At 73.3% G+C, this 22,147-nt stretch carries 18 protein-coding genes; 7 read left to right on the top strand and 11 right to left on the bottom strand.

Annotated features, from left to right (window positions below; all coding sequences use genetic code 11):
• Positions 1–173: 173 nt before the first annotated feature.
• The gene (locus AC2A1K_RS30820) at positions 174–1,763 is read left to right on the top strand and encodes an alpha/beta hydrolase (protein ID WP_483900168.1); all 1,590 of its coding nucleotides are present in this window, start codon (positions 174–176) and stop codon (positions 1,761–1,763) included.
• Positions 1,764–1,838: 75 nt separating this feature from the next.
• Positions 1,839–3,182 (top strand): type I glutamate--ammonia ligase, encoded by a 1,344-nt coding sequence (gene glnA, locus AC2A1K_RS30815; RefSeq protein ID WP_337703100.1) that lies wholly within the window; start codon positions 1,839–1,841, stop codon positions 3,180–3,182.
• Between the two features lies 1 nt (position 3,183).
• On the opposite strand, the gene AC2A1K_RS30810 is transcribed toward glnA (AC2A1K_RS30815), so the two are convergent.
• On the bottom strand, positions 3,184–3,387 hold the full coding sequence (locus AC2A1K_RS30810) for a DUF4177 domain-containing protein (protein WP_483900167.1): 204 nt from the start codon (positions 3,385–3,387) through the stop codon (positions 3,184–3,186).
• A gap of 57 nt (positions 3,388–3,444) precedes the next feature.
• Between AC2A1K_RS30810 and AC2A1K_RS30805 the strand changes: the two genes are divergently transcribed.
• A complete protein-coding gene (locus AC2A1K_RS30805) occupies positions 3,445–6,525 on the top strand; it encodes a bifunctional [glutamine synthetase] adenylyltransferase/[glutamine synthetase]-adenylyl-L-tyrosine phosphorylase (protein ID WP_483900166.1) in 3,081 nt (1,026 codons plus the stop codon).
• A gap of 116 nt (positions 6,526–6,641) precedes the next feature.
• Here the strand turns inward: AC2A1K_RS30805 and AC2A1K_RS30800 are convergent, their stop codons facing one another.
• A complete protein-coding gene (locus tag AC2A1K_RS30800; RefSeq protein ID WP_483900165.1) occupies positions 6,642–8,069 on the bottom strand; it encodes a trypsin-like peptidase domain-containing protein in 1,428 nt (475 codons plus the stop codon).
• 524 nt (positions 8,070–8,593) lie between these two features.
• Between AC2A1K_RS30800 and AC2A1K_RS30795 the strand changes: the two genes are divergently transcribed.
• Complete coding sequence (locus AC2A1K_RS30795; protein WP_483900164.1) at positions 8,594–8,938, top strand: hypothetical protein; 345 nt, start codon at positions 8,594–8,596, stop codon at positions 8,936–8,938.
• 25 nt (positions 8,939–8,963) lie between these two features.
• Entirely contained in the window at positions 8,964–9,167 is a 204-nt protein-coding gene (locus AC2A1K_RS30790) for a hypothetical protein (RefSeq protein ID WP_483900163.1), read from the top strand.
• Positions 9,168–9,239: 72 nt separating this feature from the next.
• Here the strand turns inward: AC2A1K_RS30790 and glnA (AC2A1K_RS30785) are convergent, their stop codons facing one another.
• Entirely contained in the window at positions 9,240–10,661 is a 1,422-nt protein-coding gene (gene glnA, locus AC2A1K_RS30785; protein ID WP_483900162.1) for a type I glutamate--ammonia ligase, read from the bottom strand.
• 230 nt (positions 10,662–10,891) lie between these two features.
• On the opposite strand from glnA (AC2A1K_RS30785), the gene AC2A1K_RS30780 reads away from it, so the two are divergent.
• Complete coding sequence (locus AC2A1K_RS30780; protein WP_483900161.1) at positions 10,892–11,434, top strand: RDD family protein; 543 nt, start codon at positions 10,892–10,894, stop codon at positions 11,432–11,434.
• Between the two features lie 149 nt (positions 11,435–11,583).
• Here AC2A1K_RS30780 and AC2A1K_RS30775 read toward each other — a convergent pair whose 3' ends face one another.
• Together AC2A1K_RS30775 and lipA are read right to left on the bottom strand one after the other, a co-directional pair.
• The gene (locus tag AC2A1K_RS30775) at positions 11,584–12,330 is read right to left on the bottom strand and encodes a DUF4191 domain-containing protein (RefSeq protein ID WP_483900160.1); all 747 of its coding nucleotides are present in this window, start codon (positions 12,328–12,330) and stop codon (positions 11,584–11,586) included.
• Positions 12,331–12,361: 31 nt separating this feature from the next.
• Positions 12,362–13,345: a lipoyl synthase gene (gene lipA / locus AC2A1K_RS30770; RefSeq protein WP_483900171.1), complete on the bottom strand. Its 984-nt coding sequence runs from the start codon at positions 13,343–13,345 to the stop codon at positions 12,362–12,364.
• A 135-nt stretch (positions 13,346–13,480) separates the two neighbouring features.
• On the opposite strand from lipA, the gene AC2A1K_RS30765 reads away from it, so the two are divergent.
• On the top strand, positions 13,481–14,413 hold the full coding sequence (locus tag AC2A1K_RS30765) for an LLM class F420-dependent oxidoreductase (RefSeq protein ID WP_483900159.1): 933 nt from the start codon (positions 13,481–13,483) through the stop codon (positions 14,411–14,413).
• A gap of 55 nt (positions 14,414–14,468) precedes the next feature.
• Here AC2A1K_RS30765 and AC2A1K_RS30760 read toward each other — a convergent pair whose 3' ends face one another.
• The 6 genes from AC2A1K_RS30760 to lpdA all read right to left on the bottom strand — a co-directional run bounded on the left by AC2A1K_RS30760 (position 14,469) and on the right by lpdA (position 22,107).
• Positions 14,469–15,461, bottom strand: coding sequence for an LLM class flavin-dependent oxidoreductase (locus AC2A1K_RS30760; protein ID WP_483900158.1), 993 nt, complete (start codon positions 15,459–15,461; stop codon positions 14,469–14,471).
• 82 nt (positions 15,462–15,543) lie between these two features.
• On the bottom strand, positions 15,544–16,296 hold the full coding sequence (gene lipB, locus AC2A1K_RS30755; protein ID WP_483900157.1) for a lipoyl(octanoyl) transferase LipB: 753 nt from the start codon (positions 16,294–16,296) through the stop codon (positions 15,544–15,546).
• A 44-nt stretch (positions 16,297–16,340) separates the two neighbouring features.
• Positions 16,341–17,594 (bottom strand): NAD(P)/FAD-dependent oxidoreductase, encoded by a 1,254-nt coding sequence (locus AC2A1K_RS30750; protein WP_483900156.1) that lies wholly within the window; start codon positions 17,592–17,594, stop codon positions 16,341–16,343.
• On the bottom strand, positions 17,591–18,481 hold the full coding sequence (locus AC2A1K_RS30745) for a TIGR01777 family oxidoreductase (protein ID WP_483900155.1): 891 nt from the start codon (positions 18,479–18,481) through the stop codon (positions 17,591–17,593). The genes AC2A1K_RS30750 and AC2A1K_RS30745 overlap by 4 nt, the downstream gene beginning before the upstream one ends.
• Positions 18,482–18,679: 198 nt before the next feature.
• Complete coding sequence (gene sucB, locus AC2A1K_RS30740) at positions 18,680–20,650, bottom strand: 2-oxoglutarate dehydrogenase, E2 component, dihydrolipoamide succinyltransferase (RefSeq protein ID WP_483900154.1); 1,971 nt, start codon at positions 20,648–20,650, stop codon at positions 18,680–18,682.
• 50 nt (positions 20,651–20,700) lie between these two features.
• Positions 20,701–22,107 (bottom strand): dihydrolipoyl dehydrogenase, encoded by a 1,407-nt coding sequence (gene lpdA / locus AC2A1K_RS30735; protein ID WP_483900153.1) that lies wholly within the window; start codon positions 22,105–22,107, stop codon positions 20,701–20,703.
• Positions 22,108–22,147: the final 40 nt, after the last annotated feature.

The following is a 22,147-nucleotide window of genomic DNA, read 5'->3' as shown; positions in this document are numbered from 1 at the left end:
GCGGTCGTTGGCGCCCTCCGACCACGGTGACAACACCCCCCAGATCATCAACGACAGGGGCACTCAGTCATGCCGTGGCCGGCGGCCTGCAAGCCCTCACCGGGCCTGATCAAGAAGGTAACGGGGTACGCCCGTCACCGGACGATCACGGGCCACGTGGGAAGGTGGCCGCCGTGCGCGCCACCCTCCTCCGACGCCGGAACAGCACCCTGGTCGCCACGGCTCTCGGAGCTGTGGCCGTCGTGCTCGGGGCGTGCGCCCAGGTCGTCCCCGGGGTCGCGGAGCCCGACCCGTCCGCGAGCGCCCCGCCCGGTCTCGAGCGGTTCTACGGCCAGCAGCTCGCGTGGGGTCCGTGCGCGCCGTTCGCGTCCACCGAGGAGGACCGCCAGATCTACGCGGACCCCGCGCTGCAGTGCGCGCGGATGGAGGTCCCGCTGGACTACGCGCAGCCCGACGGGCGCACGGGCACGATCGCCGTCCTGCGCCACGCGGCGCCGTCCTCCCCGCAGCGCATCGGGTCGCTCGTGATCAACCCGGGCGGGCCGGGGGCGTCGGGCATCCAGACCGCCGCCTACCTGGCGACGTCGCTGGCCCAGACCGAGGTCGGGCGCCGGTTCGACGTCGTCGGCTTCGACCCCCGTGGGGTCGGCGCGAGCGAGCCCGCCATCCGCTGCCTCGAGGGCCCCGAGCGCGACGCCGACCGCCGCGACGACGACACCGACCCCTCGCCGGCCGGGGTCGCGCAGACCGAGGCGGAGGAGCAGCAGACCGTCGACCGCTGCGCCCAGCGCACCGGGGTCGACGTGCTCGCGAACGTCGGCACGCGCGACGTCGCCCGTGACATGGACGTGCTCCGCGCGACGCTCGGCGATGCGCAGCTGTCCTACCTCGGCTTCTCCTACGGCACCCGGATCGGCTCGACGTACGCCGAGCAGTTCCCGGGCAACGTCCGGGCGATGGTCCTCGACGGCGCGCTGGACCCCGACCAGGACCCGACCACCGAGCTGGTCGAGCAGGGCCGCGGCTTCCAGGGGGCGTTCGACGCCTTCGCCCGCGACTGCACCACCCGCCCGAACTGCCCGCTCGGCCAGGACCCCGCGCAGACGACCGCGGCGTACCAGCACCTGACCCGCCCGCTGATCGACGCGCCGCTGCCGCTGGCGGGCGGGCGGGTGCTCTCGTACGGCGACGCCCAGCAGGGCACGATCAACGCGCTCTACGTCGAGGCGTACTGGCCGCGCCTGAACCGGGCGCTGTCCGAGCTGCGCGCCGGCCAGGGCGGCCAGCTGATGACGCTGGCCGACGAGTACTACGAGCGGAACCCGGACGGCACCTACGCCGCGTCGCAGGACGCCTTCGAGGCCATCCGCTGTGTCGACGACCCGCGGGTCACCGACCCCGCCCAGTCGCTGGCCCGGGCGCAGGCCTACACGGAGGCGGCGCCGTTCCTCGACAGCGGGCGCGGGGTGTCCTCGGCGCGCGACAGCTGCGCGTTCTGGCCGGTGCCGCCGACCAGCCAGCCCCACATCCCTCAGGTCCCGGGCCTGGCCCCGCCGCTGGTCGTGTCGACCACCGGCGACCCGGCCACGCCCTACCAGGCGGGCGTCGAGCTGGCCCGCGCGCTGAACGGCTCGCTGCTGACCAAGGTCGGCGACGAGCACACCGCGGTGTTCCAGAACTCGCCGTGCGTCGACGACATCGTGACCCGCTACCTGATCGACGGGACGCCGGCGCCGCCGGACGCCACCTGTCCGGCGACGTAGCCGGCATCGAGTGTCCGTGGTCGTGTGACAGGGCCCCGCTTTCGGCGACCAGAACGCGCACCTAGGGTCGGTCCCATGGATCGCCAGCAGGAGTTCGTCCTGCGCACGCTGGAGGAACGCGACATCCGCTTCGTGCGGCTGTGGTTCACCGACGTGCTCGGTTACCTGAAGTCGGTCGCGGTCGCCCCGGCCGAGCTCGAGGGCGCGTTCGCCGAGGGCATCGGGTTCGACGGGTCGGCGATCGAGGGGTTCGCCCGCGTCTACGAGTCGGACATGGTCGCGAAGCCCGACCCGGCGACGTTCCAGGTGCTGCCCTGGGAGACCGCGGGCGGCGGGCACTACTCGGCGCGGATGTTCTGCGACATCACGATGCCCGACGGCTCGCCGTCGTGGGCCGACCCGCGCCACGTGCTGCGCCGCGGGCTCTCCCGGGCCGCCGAGGCGGGGTTCACCTGCTACGTGCACCCGGAGATCGAGTTCTACCTGCTGCGCGACCTGCCCGGTGACGGCACGCCGCCGGTCCCCGCCGACACCGGCGGCTACTTCGACCAGGCGAGCCACGACGCCGCCCCGCACTTCCGGCGCCGCGCGATCGAGTCGCTCGAGGCGATGGGCATCTCGGTGGAGTTCAGCCACCACGAGGGCGGCCCCGGCCAGCAGGAGATCGACCTGCGCTACGCCGACGCCCTGACGATGGCGGACAACATCATGACCTTCCGCTACATCGTCAAGGAGGTCGCGATCACCCAGGGGGTGCGCGCGTCCTTCATGCCCAAGCCGTTCACCGAGCACGCGGGCTCGGCGATGCACACCCACATCAGCCTGTTCGAGGGCGACCAGAACGCCTTCCACGACGCCGCCGAGCCCTACGAGCTGTCGAAGACGGGCAAGGCGTTCGTGGCGGGCATCCTGCGCCACGCCCGCGAGATCTCCGCGGTGACGAACCAGTTCGTCAACTCCTACAAGCGCCTCATCGTCGGCGGCGAGGCCCCGACCACCGTGTGTTGGGGCCACGCCAACCGTTCGGCGCTGGTCCGCGTGCCGATGTACTCGCCGGGCAAGGCGTCGTCGCGCCGCGTCGAGGTGCGCACCATCGACACCGCGGCCAACCCGTACCTCGCGTACGCGGTGATCCTCGGCGCCGGGCTGCAGGGCGTCGCCGAGGGCTACGAACTGCCGCCGGCGGCCGAGGACAACGTCTGGATGCTCTCCGAGGGCGAGCGCCGCGCGATGGGCTACGAGACGCTGCCCCAGAACCTCGACGGCGCGCTCGCGGCGATGGAGCGCTCGGAGCTCATGGCCGAGATCCTCGGCGAGCACGTCTTCGACTTCTTCCTGCGCAACAAGCGCGCGGAGTGGGACGCGTACCGCCGCAACGTCACCCCGTACGAGCTGGCGACCTACCTGCCGACCCTGTAGATCAGACGGGGCGCTCGAACGTCACCAGGAGACCGTCCACGCCGCCCGGACCGAAGCGCCCCTTGACGTCGGCGCTCGTGATGGTCTTGAGCTGCCACCCCTGGGAGGCCTCGCCGTTGAGGATCTTCTCGAGCTTGTCGTCGGAGAGCTTGCCGCCCATGAGGCTCTCGCGGAGCTGGACGACCTTGTACTCGAAGCGCTGCATGCCCTCGATCCTGCCAGCGGACGGGCCGGTATCCCGGCGAGCTGGAATCCTCGGGGCATGACCGAGTCCGTGACGGGGAGCCCACGCCGGAACCGGACGGGCCGTGCGCCGGCGCGGCTCGGGCTGACCGATCCCGACGCCGGCCCGCGCCTCGCCGCGCTCGGTTTCTGGGACGGCGACGCACCGGTCCGGGACGCCGAGCTCACCGTCTGGGCCCTGGCCCGCAGCCCTGACCCGGACCTCGGGCTGCTGGCGCTCGAGCGGCTGCGCGAGGCGCTCGGCGAGGACGAGTGGCCGTCCCTGGTCCAGGCGCTGCAGACGGACCAGGGCCTGCGCGGGCGCCTGTTCGGCGTCCTCGGGGGCTCGACCGCGCTCGGCGACCACCTCGTCGCCCACCCCGAGCGCTGGCGCACCCTGCGCAGCCAGGGCACCCCCGGGCGCACGTACGACGCCTCGCAGCTCCCGGACCTCGAGGACCGCACGCGGACCCTGCTGGAGTCCGTGGGCGCGTCCGTCGACGAGCCGCGCGCGACGGTGCTCGAGCCCGACGGCGTCGGGGTGCTGCGCCTGGCCTACCGCGACGAGGTGCTCGCGATCGCCGCTGCCGACCTCCAGGCGGTGTGCGAGCCCGACCTGCCGGTCGTCCCGGTCGAGGTCGTCGCGGCCCAGCTCGCCGACCTCGCCGCCGCGGGACTCCGGGCGTCCCTGGCCGTCGCGGACGCGACGATCGCGGACGCGCTGGGGAGCAAGGACGGTGGGCGGGAGAAGGCGCTGCCGTGCCGTCTCGCGGTGATCGGCATGGGCAAGTGCGGCGGTCGCGAGCTCAACTACGTCAGCGACATCGACGTGATCTTCGTGGCCGAGGGCGCCACCGACGTCGCCACCCGGCTCGCCTCGACGATGATGCGCATCGCCACCGAGGCGTTCCTCGAGGTGGACGCCAACCTGCGGCCCGAGGGTCGGCAGGGCGCGCTCGTCCGCACGCTCGAAGGGCACGTGTCCTACTACGAGCGCTGGGCGAAGACCTGGGAGTTCCAGGCGCTGCTCAAGGCGCGCCCCGTCGCCGGCGACGAGGAGCTGGCGCGGCAGTACTGCGAGGCGCTCGCGCCGATGGTGTGGAGCGCCGCCGACCGCGACGACTTCGTCTCCGACGTCCGGGCCATGCGCCGCCGGGTCGTCGACCACATCCGCGCCGAGCACGCCGACCGCGAGCTCAAGCTCGGCCGTGGGGGACTGCGTGACGTCGAGTTCGCGGTGCAGCTGCTGCAGATGGTCCACGGTCGGGGCGACGAGACGATCCGCAGCCAGAACACCCTCGCCGCACTCGCCGCGCTGGCCGACGGCGGGTACGTCGGTCGCGACGACGCCGCCAACCTCGCCGCGTCGTACCGCTTCCTGCGCCTGCTCGAGCACCGCGTGCAGCTGCAGAAGATGCGCCGCACCCATCTCTTCCCGCCCGACGACGACACCGCGGGCCTGCGCCGGCTCGCCCGCGCAGCCAAGCTGCGTGCCGACGGCTCGCGCGACGCCGTGGGCGTGCTGCAGCACGAGCGCTCGCGGCACACGGTGCGCGTGCGGCGCCTGCACGAGAAGCTCTTCTACCGCCCGCTGCTCGAGTCGGTGGCGCGCGTGCCGGGCGAGGACCTCGTGCTGACCTCGGAGTCGGCGATGCGCCGCCTCAAGGCGCTGGGCTGGACCTCGCCGCAGGGCGCGCTCGGGCACCTCCAGGCGCTGACCAGCGGCGTCAGCCGCGCGAGCCGCATCCAGCGGGCGCTGCTGCCGGTGCTGCTCGACGAGCTCGGGCACACCGCCGACCCGGACCACGGGCTGCTCGGCTACCGCAAGGTGTCCGAGGCGCTCGCGGACACGCCGTGGTTCCTGGGCTACCTGCGCGACGAGGGCGTGGCCGCCGAACGGCTCATGCGGGTGCTGGGCACCTCGCGCTGGGTGGCCGAGATGATGCCGCGGACCCCCGAGGTGCTGCGGCTGCTCGCAGGGGACGGCCCGAACGCCGAGCTGGTCGCCCGCCGGCCCGAGGAAGTCGCCGCCTCCCTGCGCCGTGCCGTCGCCCGCCACACCGACCCCGAGTCGGCGGGCCAGGTCGGGCGGTCCATGCGCCGCATCGAGCTGGTGCGCGTGGCGTGCGCCGACCTGCTCGGGCTGCTCGACGTGTCCGCCGTGTGTGCGGCGCTGTCGAGCATCTGGGTGGCCGTGCTGCAGGCCGCCCTCGACGCCGCCGCGCGCGGGCAGGTCGGGGACGGCCCGGCGCCCGCGAGCCTCGCGGTGATCGGCATGGGACGGCTCGGGGGCGCGGAGCTGGGCTACTCGTCGGACGCCGACGTACTGTTCGTGTGCGAGCCCGCCGACGGTGTCGACGACGCCGAGGCCGTCCGCTACGCCAAGGCCGTCGCCGAGGCCACGACGTCCGCCCTCGGCGCGCCGAGCCCGGACCCGCCGCTGGAGGTCGACGCGAAGCTGCGGCCCGAGGGCCGGGGCGGCCCGCTCGTGCGGACCCTCGACTCCTACCGGCAGTACTACGCGAAGCTCGCCGACACGTGGGAGTACCAGGCGCTGCTGCGCGCCCGGCCGGTCGCGGGCGACGAGGCGCTCGGCGCCGCGTTCGTCGAGGTGATCGACCCGTACCGGTACCCCGCCGACGGCCTGCCCGACGAGAAGGCCCGCGAGATCCGGCGGATCAAGGCCCGCGTCGACAACGAGCGCCTGCCCCGCCGCGCCGACAAGGCCCTGCACACCAAGCTGGGCACCGGCGGGCTCTCCGACGTCGAGTGGACCGTTCAGCTGCTGCAGCTCCAGCACGCCGGTGCGGTGCCGTCCCTGCGCACGCCCTCGACGCTCGAGGCGCTCGCCGCGGCGGCCAAGGCGGGGTTGGTGGAGCCCGGCGACGCCGACGAGCTCGCGGCCGGCTGGACGATGGCCACCCACGCCCGCGCGGCGGCGACCCTCGTGCGCGGGCGCCCGACCGACGAGGTCCCACGCTCCGGCCGCGACCTCGTCGCCGTCGCCTCGGCGCTGGGCCACGACCCGGACGACGACCCGGGTGTGTTCCTCGACGAGTACCGCCGGCTCACCCGCCGCGCGCGTTCGGTCGTCGACCGGATCTTCTACCTGGTGGACTGACTGCTGATCGGGCGCGGCCACGGCTCCTCCTCCCCGGTGCCGGCCCACACGAGATCAGGAGTGCGACGAGCACCTCCAGCCCCTGGCGGGAGGTGCTCTCGCACTCCTGATCTCCGTCAGCGGACTGTGTCGGCTCGGGAGGGTGGCACCTCGGGCGGCGGGGCCGCGGGCCCGAAGGGCGAGACGACCGGCGGCTGCGGAGCCTGGGGGTAGGTGCCCTGCGGGGGCGGGCCGTAGGGCCACGTGGCCGGCGGGGTCGGGCCGGACGGCGGGCCGGTGACCGGGCCCATGGGGCCCATCGGGTACTGCGGAGCCATCGGGGGCATCGGACCCGTCGGACCCGTCGGACCCATCGGACCGGCGCCCGGGCCGCCTGCCCGGCGGCGGCGCCGGACGACGATCACCGTCACGACCGTCCCGACGACGAGGAGCAGCAGGAGCGCCCCGCCGGAGATGCCCCACACCATCGCGCGCTGCTCGCTGACGTCGCCGTCGGTGGCGTAGGCCGCCTCGGCGAGGCGCAGCTGCTCCTGGGCGCTGCCGTGGTCGGGACGCAGGCGCAGGGTCTCGCGGAAGGCGGCGACGGCGTCGGCGTTCTCGCCGGTCACACGGTGGTCGAGGCCGGCGCGGTAGGCGAGGTCCACCGGGCCGGGCTCGGTGCGCACGCCGTGGCGCTCGAGCATCGTGCGCAGTGTCGAGGTGGGCGCGACGAAGTTGAAGGAGCCGGACTCGCCCAGCCCCATGCTGTTCAGCCCGATCACGCGGCCCCGTCCGTCGACGGCGGGCCCGCCGCTCATCCCCGGCGCCATCGCGGCGCTGACCTCGACGAACGGGACCCCGCTGCGCGTCTGGACGGAGCTGACCGTGCCGTCCTTCCAGCTCGGTGCCGTGCTGGGGTCGAGCGCGCGATCGCGGTCGGCGGGGTAGCCGATGCTCGTGACCGGCGTGCCCGGCGTGAGCTCGCCGGCCGGCGCGAGCGTGGCGGCGGGCAGGTCGGTGCCGTCGACGTCGAGCAGCGCGACGTCGCCGCGGCGGTTCGGCTCGGCGTCGACGATGCGGGCGGGCATCCGGGTCTCGGTGCCCCCGCTGTCGGCGCGGACCGCGGTGACCGTGCGGTCGATCGGCGTGCCCGGGGTGCGCCCCTGGAACTCGTAGCGGATGAGGATGAAGGCGTAGAGCCGGTCGCGGGGGCCGACGCCGCGGGCCTCGAGCCGGGCGGCGAGGTCGCGGGCCATGGTGTTGCGGATGTCGTCGGGGTGCACGCAGTGGCCGGCGGTCGCGATGTGCCCGTCGTTCGACACCACCACCCCCGAGCAGCTGCCGGTGACCGACACCGAACCGATCTCGCGGCCGGTTCCACGCTCCCGCACGACGGCGTTGCTGCGGGTCTCGATGTAGGTGACAGCCGGCAGCACCTCGGCGACGACGCGTTCGCGGGGGTACGGCGGTTCCGCGGGGGTCGTGGCGAGAGCCGGGCCGGCGGTGAGGAGGAGGGCGGTGCCGGCGACGGCGCCGGCGAGCACGGAGGTCAATGGTCGAGTCATGGGAGGGGCTCGCTTCTCTCGTGTGTCGTCCGCGGGTCCGAGGGCTCTGACCTGCGGTGACACCGAAACTACGAAGCGCAGCCGCGTCCGGTATGCGTAGAGATACCTGGCCGGGGCGGGGGTTTCCCCGGGCGCGGACTCAGCGCGCGAGCGCGACGAGGTCGAGCGTCGCGGGGAACGGCTCGGCGAGCTCGACCCGCGTGCTCTCCGGGAGGGCCAGGCGCTCGACGGGCAGCCAGTGCTCGTCGCCGTCCTGCATCGGGCGCCCCGGGCTCGTCCATGCCGAACGCGAGGAGGAACCCGTCGCCCGCGTGCTGGAGCGCATGCGCCCAGGCGTTCGACCACCACGGCCACGACAGCGGTGGCGTCCCGTCGGTGGACCGCACCACGGAGCTCCCGGACGATGTCCTACTCGGTCATGGTGCCGGGAGGATGGCCTCGAGACGCCGTGAGGTGCACGGCGATCGGGACACGCACGGCCGTGTGAGTGGCGTGGCGGACGCCTATCCCCGACCATCGAACATGTGTTCGATGAGCGCGGTGCGGCGCAACGCCGTAACGACCGGTCCGGCGCGTTGCAGCGCGACGAGGTCAAGCGCGTGTGGGTCGACCTCGCGATCGCCTACCCGCGTCCGCAGGAGCGCCCGGTCCGCCCGATACCCGAGGGGGTCGATCTCCAGAGTCGCGTCCCGGGCGAGCTGCTGGCGTGGCGTCGGACGACGACGGGGGAGTGGGTGGGCTGGGTGTGCCTGCCGGTCCGGCGCGGCGAGGAGATCCGTTACGTCTACCAGTACGTCGTCGCCGCCGCCCTGTCCCCGCGCGACGACGTGCCCGACAAGAGATCACACGACGGCGGGGGGAGACGCTGAGCGAGGTCGTGCCAGCATGGCGGGCATGTTCTCGGCTCTCGGTCTCACCACGATGCGCGCCTGTGTGATCGGCTGGGTGATCAGTGCCGTGCTCCTGGTGGCCGGCCTCTTCTTCATCTTCTCCCCGAACTCGGTGCTCGGGATCATCCTGTTCACCGTCGGCGCGGTCGGGGTGGTGACCGTCGCGCTCGCGGTGCTGCGCGTGCGCAAGGACCACCAGGTCCGCTGACGCGCAGCCCGGGACGCACGACGGCCCGGTCACCCCGCGGGGTGACCGGGCCGTCGCGAGCCACTCGGTGACTCAGCAGTTGTAGTACAGCTCGAACTCGTACGGGTGCGGACGCAGCCGCAGGCCCGTGACGTCGTCGCGCTTGAGCTCGATCCACTTCTCGATGAGGTCCGAGGTGAACACGCCGCCCTCGAGCAGGTAGTCGTGGTCGGCCTCGAGGTTGTTGACCGCCGCGTCGAGGCTGGCCGGGACCTGCGCGATGTTGGCGGCCTCCTCCGGCGGCAGCTCGTAGAGGTCCTTGTCGATCGGCGTCGGGGGCTCGATCTTGTTCCGGATGCCGTCGAGGCCGGCCATCATCATGGCGGCGAAGGACAGGTACGGGTTGCCCGACGAGTCGGGGCAGCGGAACTCGAGGCGCTTGGCCTTCGGGTTGTCGCCGGTGATCGGGATGCGGACGCACGCCGAGCGGTTGCGGTTGGAGTAGACCAGGTTGATCGGGGCCTCGAAGCCGGGCACCAGGCGGTGGTAGGAGTTCGCCGTGGCGTTGGTGAACGCGACCAGGCTGGGGGCGTGGTGCAGGATGCCGCCGATGTAGTGGCGGCCCAGGTCCGACAGCCCGGCGTAGCCGTTGGCGTCGTAGAACAGCGGCTCGCCGCCCTTGAACAGCGACTGGTGGCAGTGCATGCCCGAGCCGTTGTCGCCGGCGAGCGGCTTCGGCATGAAGGTGACGGTCTTGCCGGCCTGCCACGCCGTGTTCTTGACGATGTACTTGAACAGCTGCAGGTCGTCCGCGGCGTGCAGCAGCGTGTTGAACTTGTAGTTGATCTCGGCCTGGCCGCCGGTGCCGACCTCGTGGTGCAGCTTCTCGAGCTCGAAGCCGGAGTTGATCAGGTTGGTACCGATGGCGGCGCGCAGGTCGGAGCTCTGGTCGGTCGGCTCGACGGGGAAGTAGCCGCCCTTGAAGGCGATCTTGTTGCCCTTGTTGCCGCCCGGCTCGTCGCGACCGGCGTTCCACGCGCCCTCGACCGAGTCGACCTCGTAGAAGGTGCCGTTCGACTTCGAGTCGTAGCGGATCGAGTCGAAGATGTAGAACTCGGCCTCGGGGCCGAAGAAGCACGTGTCGGCCACGTCGACGGTCGAGAGGAACGTCTCGGCCTTGCGGGCGACGTTGCGCGGGTCGCGGCTGTAGGCCTCGAGCGTGAGGGGGTCGTGCACGAAGAAGTTGACGTTCAGCGTCTTCTGCGCCCGGAACGGGTCGATGCGCGACGTGGCCACGTCGGGCAGCAGCGTCATGTCCGACTCGTTGATGCTCTGGAAACCCGTGATCGACGAGCCGTCGAAGGCCAGCCCGGCGGTGAAGACGTCCTCGCCGAACTCCGACGCCGGCACGGTGAAGTGCTGCATCTGCCCCGGCAGGTCGCAGAAGCGGACGTCGACGTACTTCACCCCCTCGTCGGAGATGTACTTGAAGACCTCGTCCTGATTGTTGAACACCCTCGGGGCTCCTTCACACGCTTGCCGGGGACGACGGGGGTCGAGTGGTCAGCGGGCCGCACAGTACCCACTGATCGGGGGCGCCGACCGTGACCGATCCTGGTGATCCCGAACGCTAGGTCGGTGCTGTTGCTCGGTCGTCACCAGCATGTTTCACAGCAGTTAACGCGCGCAGGGTGGTCGGTCGGCGACACAGCGCCCCCCGCTCCCGGCCGCCGTAGCCTGTCACGGTGGCGTGGTTTCGGGAATGGCTGGAGGGCTCGGGCGGCGAAGGGCACACGACGGCGCGGTCCACGCAGCGTGAGGCCGAGCGTGAGGCCGAGCGTGAGGCCGGGCGTGAGGTCCGGTCCGTACCCTCGCCCGAGGTCACCGACGAGGGCTACCCCGGCGAGCGCCTCGGACTGCCCGAGGTGGGGCCCGGCTCGGTGGCGACGCTGGGCCGGCGCGGCGCCCAGTTCCTGCTCGACGCGGTGCTGGCGGGCGTCCTCGCAGGGCTGTTCACCTACCCGGCGCTCCCGCAGAACTGGAGCCTGCTGACCTGGGCGATCCTCATGGTCGTGCCGGTGGCGGTGGTGGGTGCGACGCCCGCGATGGTGCTGCTGGGCATGCGCGTGGTGCGGCTCGACCGTCCCGAGCGCCCGGGCGTCGGCCTGCTGTGGACGCTGGTGCGCACCGCGTCGCTGTTCTTCGTCATCCCCGCCCTGATCGTCGACCACGACTCGCGCGGCGTCCACGACCGCGCGAGCCGCACGGTCGTGGTCCGGAGCCGGTGAGCCCGCCCCACCTACGGGGTCTCAGTGGGCTGGACGGGCCCGCGCGAGGTCACCGTCACCTACGTCGGCGGCGGGCGCGGTACCGCCGCGACCCGGACCGGTCGCCACCTGCTGAGGCGCCGTGGCGCCGGGCGGAGCCCAGCGACAGCTCAGCGACGGCGGGCGGTGCGCTGCATGCCCTTGAGCTGCTGGGCGTTGCGCGGCACCGGGCCCTTGGGCACGGCGGGGCCGCTGCGGTTGGCCAGCGCCGCCAGGCGCTTCTCGACGGTCTCCATCTGGGACTTGTCGATGTTGCGGGGCAGCTTCGTCATGTGGCGTTGGAGCTTGGAGAGGGGCACCTGGCCCTCCTCCTCGCCGACCACGACCTCGTAGATCGGCACCTGGCCGATGATGCGCGCGACCCGCTTCTTCTCCTGGGCGACCAGGCTCTTGGTGCGGTGCGGAGCACCCTCGGCGACGAGGACGACGCCCGGCCGGCCGATGACGCGGTGCACGGCGTCGAGCTGGGTGGTGCCCGCGACGGCTTGGGTGACCCGCCACCTGCCGCGCATGTTGTCGAGCGCCCACCCGGCGGCGCCGGGCTGGCCGGTGGCCTTCGAGTAGACGTTCTTCTGCACGCGGCGGCCGAAGATGATCACGGCGAGGAGGACGCCGAGCAGCACACCCGTGGGCAGCAGGAACCACTCCTGGCCGATGAGCAGGCCGACGCCGAACAGCACCAGCGCGGTGACGACGACCGCGCCGATCATGAGCGGGAGCAGCGCCTTGTCCTCGCGGCGCTGCATCTGGAACGCCTGCCAGATCTGGCGGAAACGCTCGCGGCGGGCCGCCTTCGCGGCCTGCTTCGCGGCCTTCTTCTCTTCCTTGCTCGCCGCGCCGGAGCCCTGCTTCGCCATGGGCCCCATTCTGCCCTACGGGGACCTGGCGTCAGCCGCGCGTACGCGCGAGGACCTCGCCGACCTCCTGGCGGGCGGGCCCCTCCTCGGCGAGCTCGGCCATGCCCGCGGGGAGCTCCTCGCCCCGGGCGAGCTTGGCCTGCGCGTAGAGGCGCCCCGCCCGGTAGGACGAGCGCACCAGCGGGCCGGCCATGACGCCGGGGAAGCCCATCGCGAGCGCGGCGTCGCGGTGGGTGACGAACTCCTCGGGCTTGACCCAGCGCTCCACGGGGTGGTGGCGCACGGACGGGCGCAGATACTGGGTGAGCGTGAGCAGCTCGCACCCGGCGTCGTAGAGGTCCTGCATCGCCCCGGTGACCTCCTCGGGGGTCTCGCCCATGCCGAGGATGAGGTTCGACTTCGTCACCAGACCGGCGGCCCGCGCCTGGCGGATGACGTCGAGGGAGCGCTCGTACCGGAACCCCGGCCGGATGCGGCGGAAGATGCGCGGGACGGTCTCCAGGTTGTGCGCGAGCACCTCCGGTGCGGCGTCGAAGACCGGGCCGAGCTGGTCGGCGCGCCCGTCGAAGTCCGGGATCAGCAGCTCGACGCCGGTGCCCGGGTTCAGCTCGTGCACCTGGCGGACCGTCTCGGCGTAGAGCCACGAGCCGCCGTCGTCGAGGTCGTCACGCGCGACGCCGGTGATCGTGGAGTAGCGCAGCCCCATCTGCCGGACCGACTCGGCGACCTTCCGCGGCTCCATGACGTCCAACGGTGAGGGCTTGCCGGTGTCGATCTGGCAGAAGTCGCACCGGCGCGTGCACTGCTCGCCGCCGATGAGGAAGGTGGCCTCGCGGTCCTCCCAGCACTCGAAGATGTTCGGACAGCCGGCCTCCTCACACACGGTGGCCAGACCGGAGCCCTTCACCAGGCCTTTGAGCTCGGTGAAGTTCGGTCCGGTGGCCACGCGCGTGCGGATCCACTCCGGCTTGCGCTCGATGGGCGTCTGGGAGTTGCGGACCTCGAGCCGCAACATCTTCCGTCCGCTGGACGGATCTTGGCTGGGAGCGACCGTCACGTCCCCGACCCTACGCCGCACGGGCGACACGGTCGGTCGGATGCGACCCCCGGGGGACGGTTCGGACGTGAGCGCCCGGACTACCCTGATCGTGTGGACCTCCGGATCTTCACCGAGCCGCAGCAGGGCGCCGCCTACGATGATCTGCTCCGCGTGGCACGGGCGGCCGAGGACGCCGGGTTCGACGCCTTCTTCCGGTCCGACCACTACCTCGCGATGGGCGACGCGAACGGCCTGCCCGGGCCCACCGACGCGTGGGTGACGCTCGCCGCACTCGCCCGCGAGACGCGCACGATCCGTCTCGGAACACTGATGACGGCCGCCACGTTCCGGCTGCCCGGGCCGCTCGGCGTCGCGGTCGGCCAGGTCGACCAGATGTCCGGCGGGCGCGTCGAGCTCGGCATCGGCACGGGCTGGTACGAGGCCGAGCACCGCGCGTACGGCATCCCGTTCCCGTCGGTGGGGGAGCGGTTCGCGATGCTCACCGAGCAGCTGGAGATCCTCACGGGGTCGTGGCGCACGCCGGTCGGCGTGAAGTTCACCCACCACGGCGAGCACTACACGTTCGACGACAGCCCCGGCCTGCCCAAGCCGGCACAGACCCCGCACCCGCCGATCATCATCGGCGGCAACGGCCCCCGGCGCACGCCCCGGCTCGCCGCGACGTTCGCCGACGAGTTCAACATGCCCTTCGCGGGCCTCGAGGACGTCGTGGCGGGCCAGGAGCGCGTCGACGCCGCGTGCCGCGACCTCGATCGCGACCCGGGGACCCTGACCCGCTCGACCGCCCAGGTCCTGTGCGTCGGCCGCGACGACGCCGAGGTCGCCCGGCGCGCCGCCGCCATCGGCCGCGACCCGGGGGAGCTGCGCGCCAGCGGCCTCGCGGGCACGCCGTCGGAACTGGTCGACAAGCTCGGCGCCTTCGGCGAGCGCGCGGGCCTGCACCGCGTCTACCTGCAGGTGCTCGACCTCCCCGACCTCGACCACCTCGACCTCCTCGCCTCCGAGGTGGCCCCCCAGCTGTAGCTCCGTGTCAGCGACGTGGCGTCGCAGACACTGAACGTCCGTATTCTTCCGTCGATCACCGCGAGGTGGCGGCGTCGTGGAAACGTTCGAGCTCGCGACGGGTGTCGGGCCCGCAGGGCTGGAAGACGATCTCGGTGACGCCGTTCTCGGCGAGCTGGTCGAGGCGGTCGCGGACCTCGCTGCGGGTCCCGGCGAGCGTCGCGTCGCGCAGCATCGTGTGCCCACCGGCGTCCCACGCCGCCCGGTCGGCGTCGTTGAGCTCCACGCAGTGCCCGACGTGGACGGCGAGGTGCCGCCGGCCCTCGGGCGCCTTCTCGACCGTGTCCATCCACGCGTCGCCGCCCGTCAGGTCGCGCACGGCGTCGGGCCCGCCGAACTCGTAGGCCCCGTGGTACGCGAGCGCCCAGCCCGGGCCGGCCGTGGCTTTCGCGTGGTCGGAGTCCGGCGCCTCGTCATCGTCGAGCACCGTGCCCCACGCCAGGTAGGGCACCCAGGCGTACGCCGACATGAAGTCCGGCTGCGCGAGGGTGACGTACAGCCCGTCGCCGAGCTCGCGCGCGACCGCATCGCCCTTCGGCCCGAGCGCCCCGACGAGGACCGGGACGTCGACCGGCCGCGCCGGCGCATGGCCGTCGGGGTGCAGCATCTGCATCTGCGCGCCCTCCCACTCGACGACCTCGCCGCGCAGCAGCGCGCGGTAGGTGCGGATGTAGGCGTCCATGAACGACCACGGGATCGCGCGGTAGCCCATCGCGCGGCGTCCGGTGAACCCGGTGCCGAACGCGACGGCGACGCGGCCCGGGGCGAGCGCCGCGAGAGTCGCCGTGGCGGCCGCGTTGGTCATCGGATGGCGCAGGGTCGGCACGAGCACCCCGGGACCGAGCCCGATCCGTTCCGTGCGCTCGGCCGCGAGCGCGAGGGTCATCCAGACGTCCGGGCTCTGCTGCGGCGTGTCGTAGACCCAGGCCCGTGCGTAGCCCAGCTGCTCGGCGAGCGCGATGTCGTCCGGCGAGCTCAACGCGGTCGGGAAGGCGACGGACACGTCCACGGCGATCTCCTCACGACGGTGTGATCGCGCGCACAGTCGCGTCGTCGCCGGGGCCCTGTCAAGACGGTCCGGGCTCGGCCTTTCAGCGCGCGGCGCCCACGCGCACGGTGAGACCCCCGACGGTGACGTCCTGCGCCCCGTCGGTCGCGGGCGTCGGGAGGGTGCGGTCGGTGATCTCCAGGGTGCCGTCCAGCGCCGCCAGCACCGCCTCGCGCACCTCGTCGCGGATCTCGTCGACGGTCACGTGCCGCCCGAGCTCGGCGGTGAGGCTGGTGACGCCGGCGTCGCGGATGCCGCACGGCACGATCGCCCCGAACGCGGCGAGGTCCGGGTCGGTGTTGATCGCGAATCCGTGCAGCGTCACCCCGCGGGCCACGCGGACGCCGATCGCGGCGATCTTGCGGGCGGGGCCGCGGTCGTCGGCGGGCAGCCAGACCCCGCTGCGGCCGTCGATCCGCCCGACGGTGAGGCCGTAGCGGTCGCACACGTCGATCAGCGCCTGCTCGAGACGCCGGACGTGCTCGACGACGTCGACCGGCTCGGCGAGACCGATGATCGGGTAGCCGACGAGCTGGCCCGGCCCGTGCCAGGTGATCTTCCCGCCGCGGTCGACGTCGATGACCGGGGTGCCGTCGAGCGGCTTCTCCTCGGGCAGCGTGCGGCGACCGGCCGTGTAGACCGACGGGTGCTCGAGCAGCAGCAGGACGTCCGGCCCCGTGCCCGCGACGCGGGCGTCGGCGTGCGCCCGCTGGCGCTCCCAGGCCTCGAGGTAGTCGACGGTGCCGAGCTCGTGGACCTCGACGGGCTCGCTCGCGGCGCGGCTGGATCGGCTCACGAGCCCGACGCTACCCCGGCGCCGGCGGGTCCGGCTGCGCCGCGCTACGCGCCCCGGGCGAGGTACCGGAGCGCCTCCTGTGCCGTGCGCCGCCCGCTGACCAGCGCGCCCTGGACCGATGGGGTGTCCCGGTGGTCTCCGGCGACGAAGAGGCCGTCGTCGACGTCGACGGAGCGGCGCAGCCCCGCCGGGGTCGGCGGCACCGCGGCGGGCAGGGCGTGGGGCACGCGCACCGTCGCCAGTTCGTCCCATGCCCCGACCGGTGTGCCCCAGATCCGCGTGAGCTCGGCGCGGAGCTCGGGCCCCGGCAACGGCTCGGCGCCGAGGACGGTGCTGGCGACGAGGTGGCGGTGGTCGGGGGAGTAGGACGGCGCCGCCGCAGTGAGCACGACGGTGTTGACGACCGGACCGCCCGCCCCGTCGAGGTGCAGCAACGGCCGGCGCGTGGGCGGGTCGGCGGTGACGTGGAAGTGGGTGGTCAGTGCGAACGTGCGCGGCGGCGGCACCCGCCCGGCGAGCAGCGCGGACGCCGACGTGCCCTCGGTCGCGACGATCACCGCGCCGGCCCGCACGGTGCCCCGCGCGGTCGCCACCGCCCCGGGCGCGACCCGCTCGACGGGCGTGTCGAGGAGCACGGTCCCCGCCGGCAGCCGCGCCGCGAGCTGGGCGGGCACGGCGCCGATCCCCCGCGAGGGTAGTGCCAGGTCGCCGCGGGCGAAGCCGCGCCAGAACAGGGAGAACACCCGCGACGACGTCGCCAGGTCGCGGTCGCCCAGCACGCCCGCGAGGAACGGGCGCAGGAACGTCTCGGTCGGCGCACCCCCGAGGCCCCAGCGCGCCAGCTCGTCGGCGGTCGAGCGCTCCGGGGCCCGGGCCTGGCGGGCCGGCGGGACGACCAGCGAGCGCAGGGTCAGCGCGCCGATGCGGGCCTTGTCGCCGGGCCCGAGCAGCCGGTCGAGCGCCGTGCGCGGGGCCCAGGTGGGGACGCGGCGGGGGTCGGCGAGCCGGTGCAGGCGCCCGTCGCCGTCGCGCACCGCGGCGCCGGGGGTGAAGCGGCGCAGGTCGAGGGCGTCGAGGGCGACGGCCGCGCGCAGCGCCGGGTACGACGTGTTGAGGATCTGGAACCCGCGGTCGACGAGGAAACCGTCGACGACGTCGGTGCGCACCCGGCCGCCGACGCCGTCGCCGGCCTCGCAGACGACCACCGAGCGGCCGGCCCGCGCGACCGTCTGCGCCGCGCGCAGGCCCGCGAGCCCGGCGCCGACCACGACGACGTCGACGGCCTCGGGGGTGCTCATCCGTCGAGCACCGCGACGAGCGCCTCCGAGAGCGTGCGGTGCCGGAACGCGAAGCCCTCGCGCTCCAGCACGCCGGGCATGATCCGCTGGCTGACCAGCACACCCTCGTCGGCGAACTCCCCGAGCACGGTGCGCATGGCGAATCCGGGCACGACCCACGGCGCGGGCCGGTGCAACTGCTCGGCGAGGACGCGGGTGAACTCGTCGTTGCTGACGGGGTCGGGGCCGGTGGCGTTCATCGGGCCGGCGACCGTGTCGTGCTCGAGCGCGTACACGATCGCGCCGACCTCGTCGTCGAGGGAGATCCACGGCCAGAACTGCGAGCCGGAGCCCAGGCGCCCGCCCAGCCCGAACTGGAAGAGCGGCTTGATCCGCCCCATCAGCCCGCCCGACGGCGAGAGCACGAGCCCGGTGCGCACGAGCACGACGCGCGCGCCGGCCTCGGACGCGGGCGCGGTGGCCGCCTCCCAGTCGCGACAGAGGTCGGCGAGGAAGCCCTGCCCGCGGCGGGCGGTCTCGTCGACGGCCATCGCCCCGGTGTCGCCGTACCAGCCGACCGCCGACCCGCTGACCATCGTCGGGATGCCGTGCTCGGCGACGGCGCGCGCGAGGACGTCGGTGGGGATCATGCGGCTGTCGCGGAGCTCCTGCTTGCGCGCCCCGGTCCAGCGCTTGTCGCCGATCCCCGCCCCGCACAGGTTGACCAGCGCGTCCGCACCCTCCAACGCACCCGGCGCGAGGTGGCCCGCGGCGGGGTCCCAGCCCCGCTCGTCGGGGGCCTGCGGGGTCCGCCGCACCAGGCGGACGACCTCGTGACCGGCCTCCCGCAGGCGCGGGACCAGGGCGGAGCCGATGAGCCCGGAGGACCCGGCGATGACGACGCGCATGGGGTGATCGTCGCGGAGTGTCCGCCCCCTCGCGACCCGGGGTCACCGGCTCGGTCGTGACCGAAGGGCACCTTCGTTCGCAGAGACGAGCGAAGGGAGCCCTTCGTCGGAATCCTTCCGGCGAGCCCGAACCCAGCGAAGGGCCCCTCCGCGCGACGAGATCGTGCGACGGGGCCCTTCGGTCAGGAACAGACGCGGCTAGATCCCCAGCTCGCCCTCGAAGGCGCCGCCCTCGAGACGGTCCTTGACCGTGGTGAGGAACCGCGCCGCGTCGGCGCCGTCGACGATCCGGTGGTCGTACGACAGGCACAGGTACGCCATCGAGCGCACTGCGATGACGTCGCCGCCGGAGTCGTCCTGCAGCACGACCGGCTTCTTCACGACCGCACCCGTGCCCAGGATGCCGACCTGGGGCTGGTTGATGATCGGCGTGTCGATCAGTGCGCCGCGTGAGCCGGTGTTGGTGATCGTGAAGGTGCCGCCGGCCAGCTCGTCCGGGGTGATCTTGTTCGTGCGGGTGCGGTCCGCCACGTCCGCGATCTTGCGGGCGAGCCCGGCCAGGTTGAGGTCCCCGGCGTCGTGGATCACCGGCACGATCAGCCCGGCCGGGGAGTCCACGGCGATGCCCAGGTGCTCGGCGCCGTGGTAGGTGACCTCGCTCTTCTCGGTGTCGATCGAGGCGTTCACCGCGGGGTGCGCCTTGAGCGCCTCCACCGTGGCCAGCGCCATGAACGGCAGGAACGAGAGCTTCACGCCCTCGCGCTGCTGGAAGTCGCCCTTCACGCGGTCGCGCAGGCGGGCGACCCGGGTGACGTCGGCCTCGACGACCGTCGTGAGCTGGGCGGAGACCTGCAGCGACTCCACCATGCGCTTGGCGATCGTCTGCCGGCGCCGCGACATCTTCTGCGTGGTGCCGCGCAGTCCGGAGGTGTCCGCGGCGGGCGGGCCCGACGAGCCGCGCGCGCCGGCCGCCGCCGGCTTCTGCACCTCGCCGCCGTGCACCGTGCCGGAACCGGAGCCGCCCGCCGGCGCGGCGGCCGCGGCCGGAGCCGCCTGCTGATCCTGCTCGTCGGCCGCCTTGACGACGTCCTGCTTGCGGATGCGCCCGCCGACGCCCGTACCGGTGAGCGACGAGAGGTCGACGCCTCGCTCCGCGGCGAGCTTGCGCACCAGCGGCGTGACGTACGGCGAGCCGGACTCCTGTTCGGGCGCCGACGAGCCGTTGCTGCCCACCGCGCCCTCGCGCGGCCGGAGCCCGCCGGCGTTCGCCGGCCCGCTCGCGGTGGTCGACTGCTCGGTCTCGTGGGAGACGTGGTCGTCGGCCCCGGACGCGGCGACCGGCTGGTCGGGCTGCGGCTCGGGCGCCTGCTGCGGCTCGGCCGCCTGCTGCGGCTCGGCCGCCTGCTGCGGTTCGGGCTGCGGCGCGGACTGCTGCTCCGGTGCCGCGGACGCGCCGCCGGAGCCGGCGTCGCCGATGACGGCGAGCGCGCCGCCGACCTCGACGGTGTCGTCCTCGCCTGCCTTGAGCTCGAGGACCGTGCCGGCGACCGGCGACGGGATCTCGGTGTCGACCTTGTCGGTGGACACCTCGAGCAGCGGCTCGTCGACGTCGACGGAGTCGCCGACCTGCTTGAGCCAGCGCGTCACCGTGCCCTCGGTGACCGACTCGCCGAGCGCGGGCATCTCGACGGTGGTCCCGCCGGACGACCCGCCGGACGACCCGCCGGACGACCCGCCGGACGACCCGCCGGACGACCCGCCGGACGACGCTGCCGCGGCCGGCGGCTGCTGGGGCTCGGGCTGGGATTGCTGCGCCGGCTCGGGGGCGGGCTCGGGCTCCGGCTCGGGGGCGGGCTCGGGCTGCGGCGCGGACTGGGGCTCCGGCGCGGACTGCTGCGTGGGCGCACCGCCGCCACCGCCCGCGGAGTCACCCTCGTCACCGATCACGGCGAGCTCGCCGCCGACCTCGACGGTCTCGTCCTCCTGCGCCACGATCCGCTGCACCACGCCCGCCTGCGGCGACGGGATCTCGGTGTCGACCTTGTCGGTGGACACCTCGAGCAGGGGCTCGTCGACGTCGACGTGGTCGCCCTCCTGCTTGAGCCACCGGGTGATGGTGCCCTCGGTGACGCTCTCCCCGAGGGCAGGCATCTGGACGGAGTAGGCCATCGTGCTCGAACTCCTCGCTGGGTTCTCTCGGGGGTCAGGTGTTGCCAAGATCAGGAGTGACTGTGCAGGGGCTTGCCGGCCAGCGCGAGATGCGCCTCCCCGAGAGCCTCGTTCTGCGTGGGGTGGGCGTGGATGAGGTTGGCGACGTCGTCGGGGAGCGCCTCCCAGTTGTAGATCAACTGGGCCTCGCCGACCTGCTCACCCATCCGGCTGCCGATCATGTGGACGCCCACCACCGGGGCGTCGTCGGCGGTGCCACCCTTGACGAGCTTGATCGCCCCGGCGGTCTTGAGGATCTGCGACTTGCCGTTGCCGGCGAGGTCGTAGGTCATCGTCTTCACGTCGCCGTAGAGCTCCTTGGCCTGCGCCTCGGTGAGCCCGACCGAGGCGACCTCCGGCTCGCAGTACGTGACGCGCGGGATGCCCTTCTCGTCGATCACCGGCGGGTGCAGTCCGGCGATCTCCTCGGCGACGAAGATGCCCTGCTGGAAGCCGCGGTGGGCCAGCTGCAGGCCGGGGACGATGTCGCCGACGGCGTAGATGTTGCCGACGCCGGTGTGGAGCCGGTCGTTGGTGGGGACGAAGCCGCGGTCGAGCGTGACGCCGTTCTCCTCGTAGCCGAGGTCGGCGGTGTTGGGGCCGCGGCCGACGGCGACGAGCAGGAGGTCGGCCTCGATCTGCTCGCCGGTCTCCAGCGAGATCGTCACGGAGTCGGAGGTCTGCGTGACGCCGGTGAACTTCGTGCCGGTCTTGAACGCGATCTTCCGCTTACGGAACTGGCGTTCGAGCTGCTTGGAGAGGAACTCGTCCTCGTTGGGCACGAGGTTCGGCAGCGCCTCGACGATCGTGACCTCGGCGCCGAAGCTCTTCCACACGCTCGCGAACTCGACGCCGATGACGCCGCCGCCGAGGACGACGACCCGCTCGGGCACGTAGTCGAGGTTGATGGCCTCGGTGGAGGTCAGGACGCGCCCGCCGAGCTCGAGGCCGGGCAGCGTCTTCGAGTACGAGCCGGACGCCAGGACGATGTTGCGGCCCTGGTAGCGCTGCCCGGCATCACCCTCTCCCGTCGCTCCGCTCGCCCTGACCTCGACGGTGTCCTGCCCGACGAGCTTGCCCGCGCCCTCGATCAGCGTGACCTTGTTGGCCTTCACCAGGCCCTGCAGGCCCTTGTAGAGGCGGGCGACGACGTTGTCCTTGTAGGAGTTGACGCCGCTCATGTCGATGCCCGACAGCGAGCTCTTCACCCCGAACTGTTCGCCCTCGCGCGCCGAGTCGGCCACCTCGGCGGCGTGCAGGAGGGCCTTGGTGGGGATGCAGCCGCGGTGCAGACAGGTGCCGCCGACCTTGTCCTTCTCCACCAGCGCGACCGACAGGCCGAGCTCCGCGGCCCGGAAGGCGCAGGCGTAACCGCCCGACCCGGCTCCGAGGATGATGACGTCGTACGTGTCGCTCACTGCTGCTACTCCCGCGTCGGCGTGTGGCGTGCGGTGACCC

The sequence above is a fragment of the Actinomycetospora sp. 2LY8.5 genome (assembly GCF_057180585.1).
Note: the sequence above shows the minus strand (reverse complement) of the source record. Positions and strands in the feature narration are given on the sequence as shown.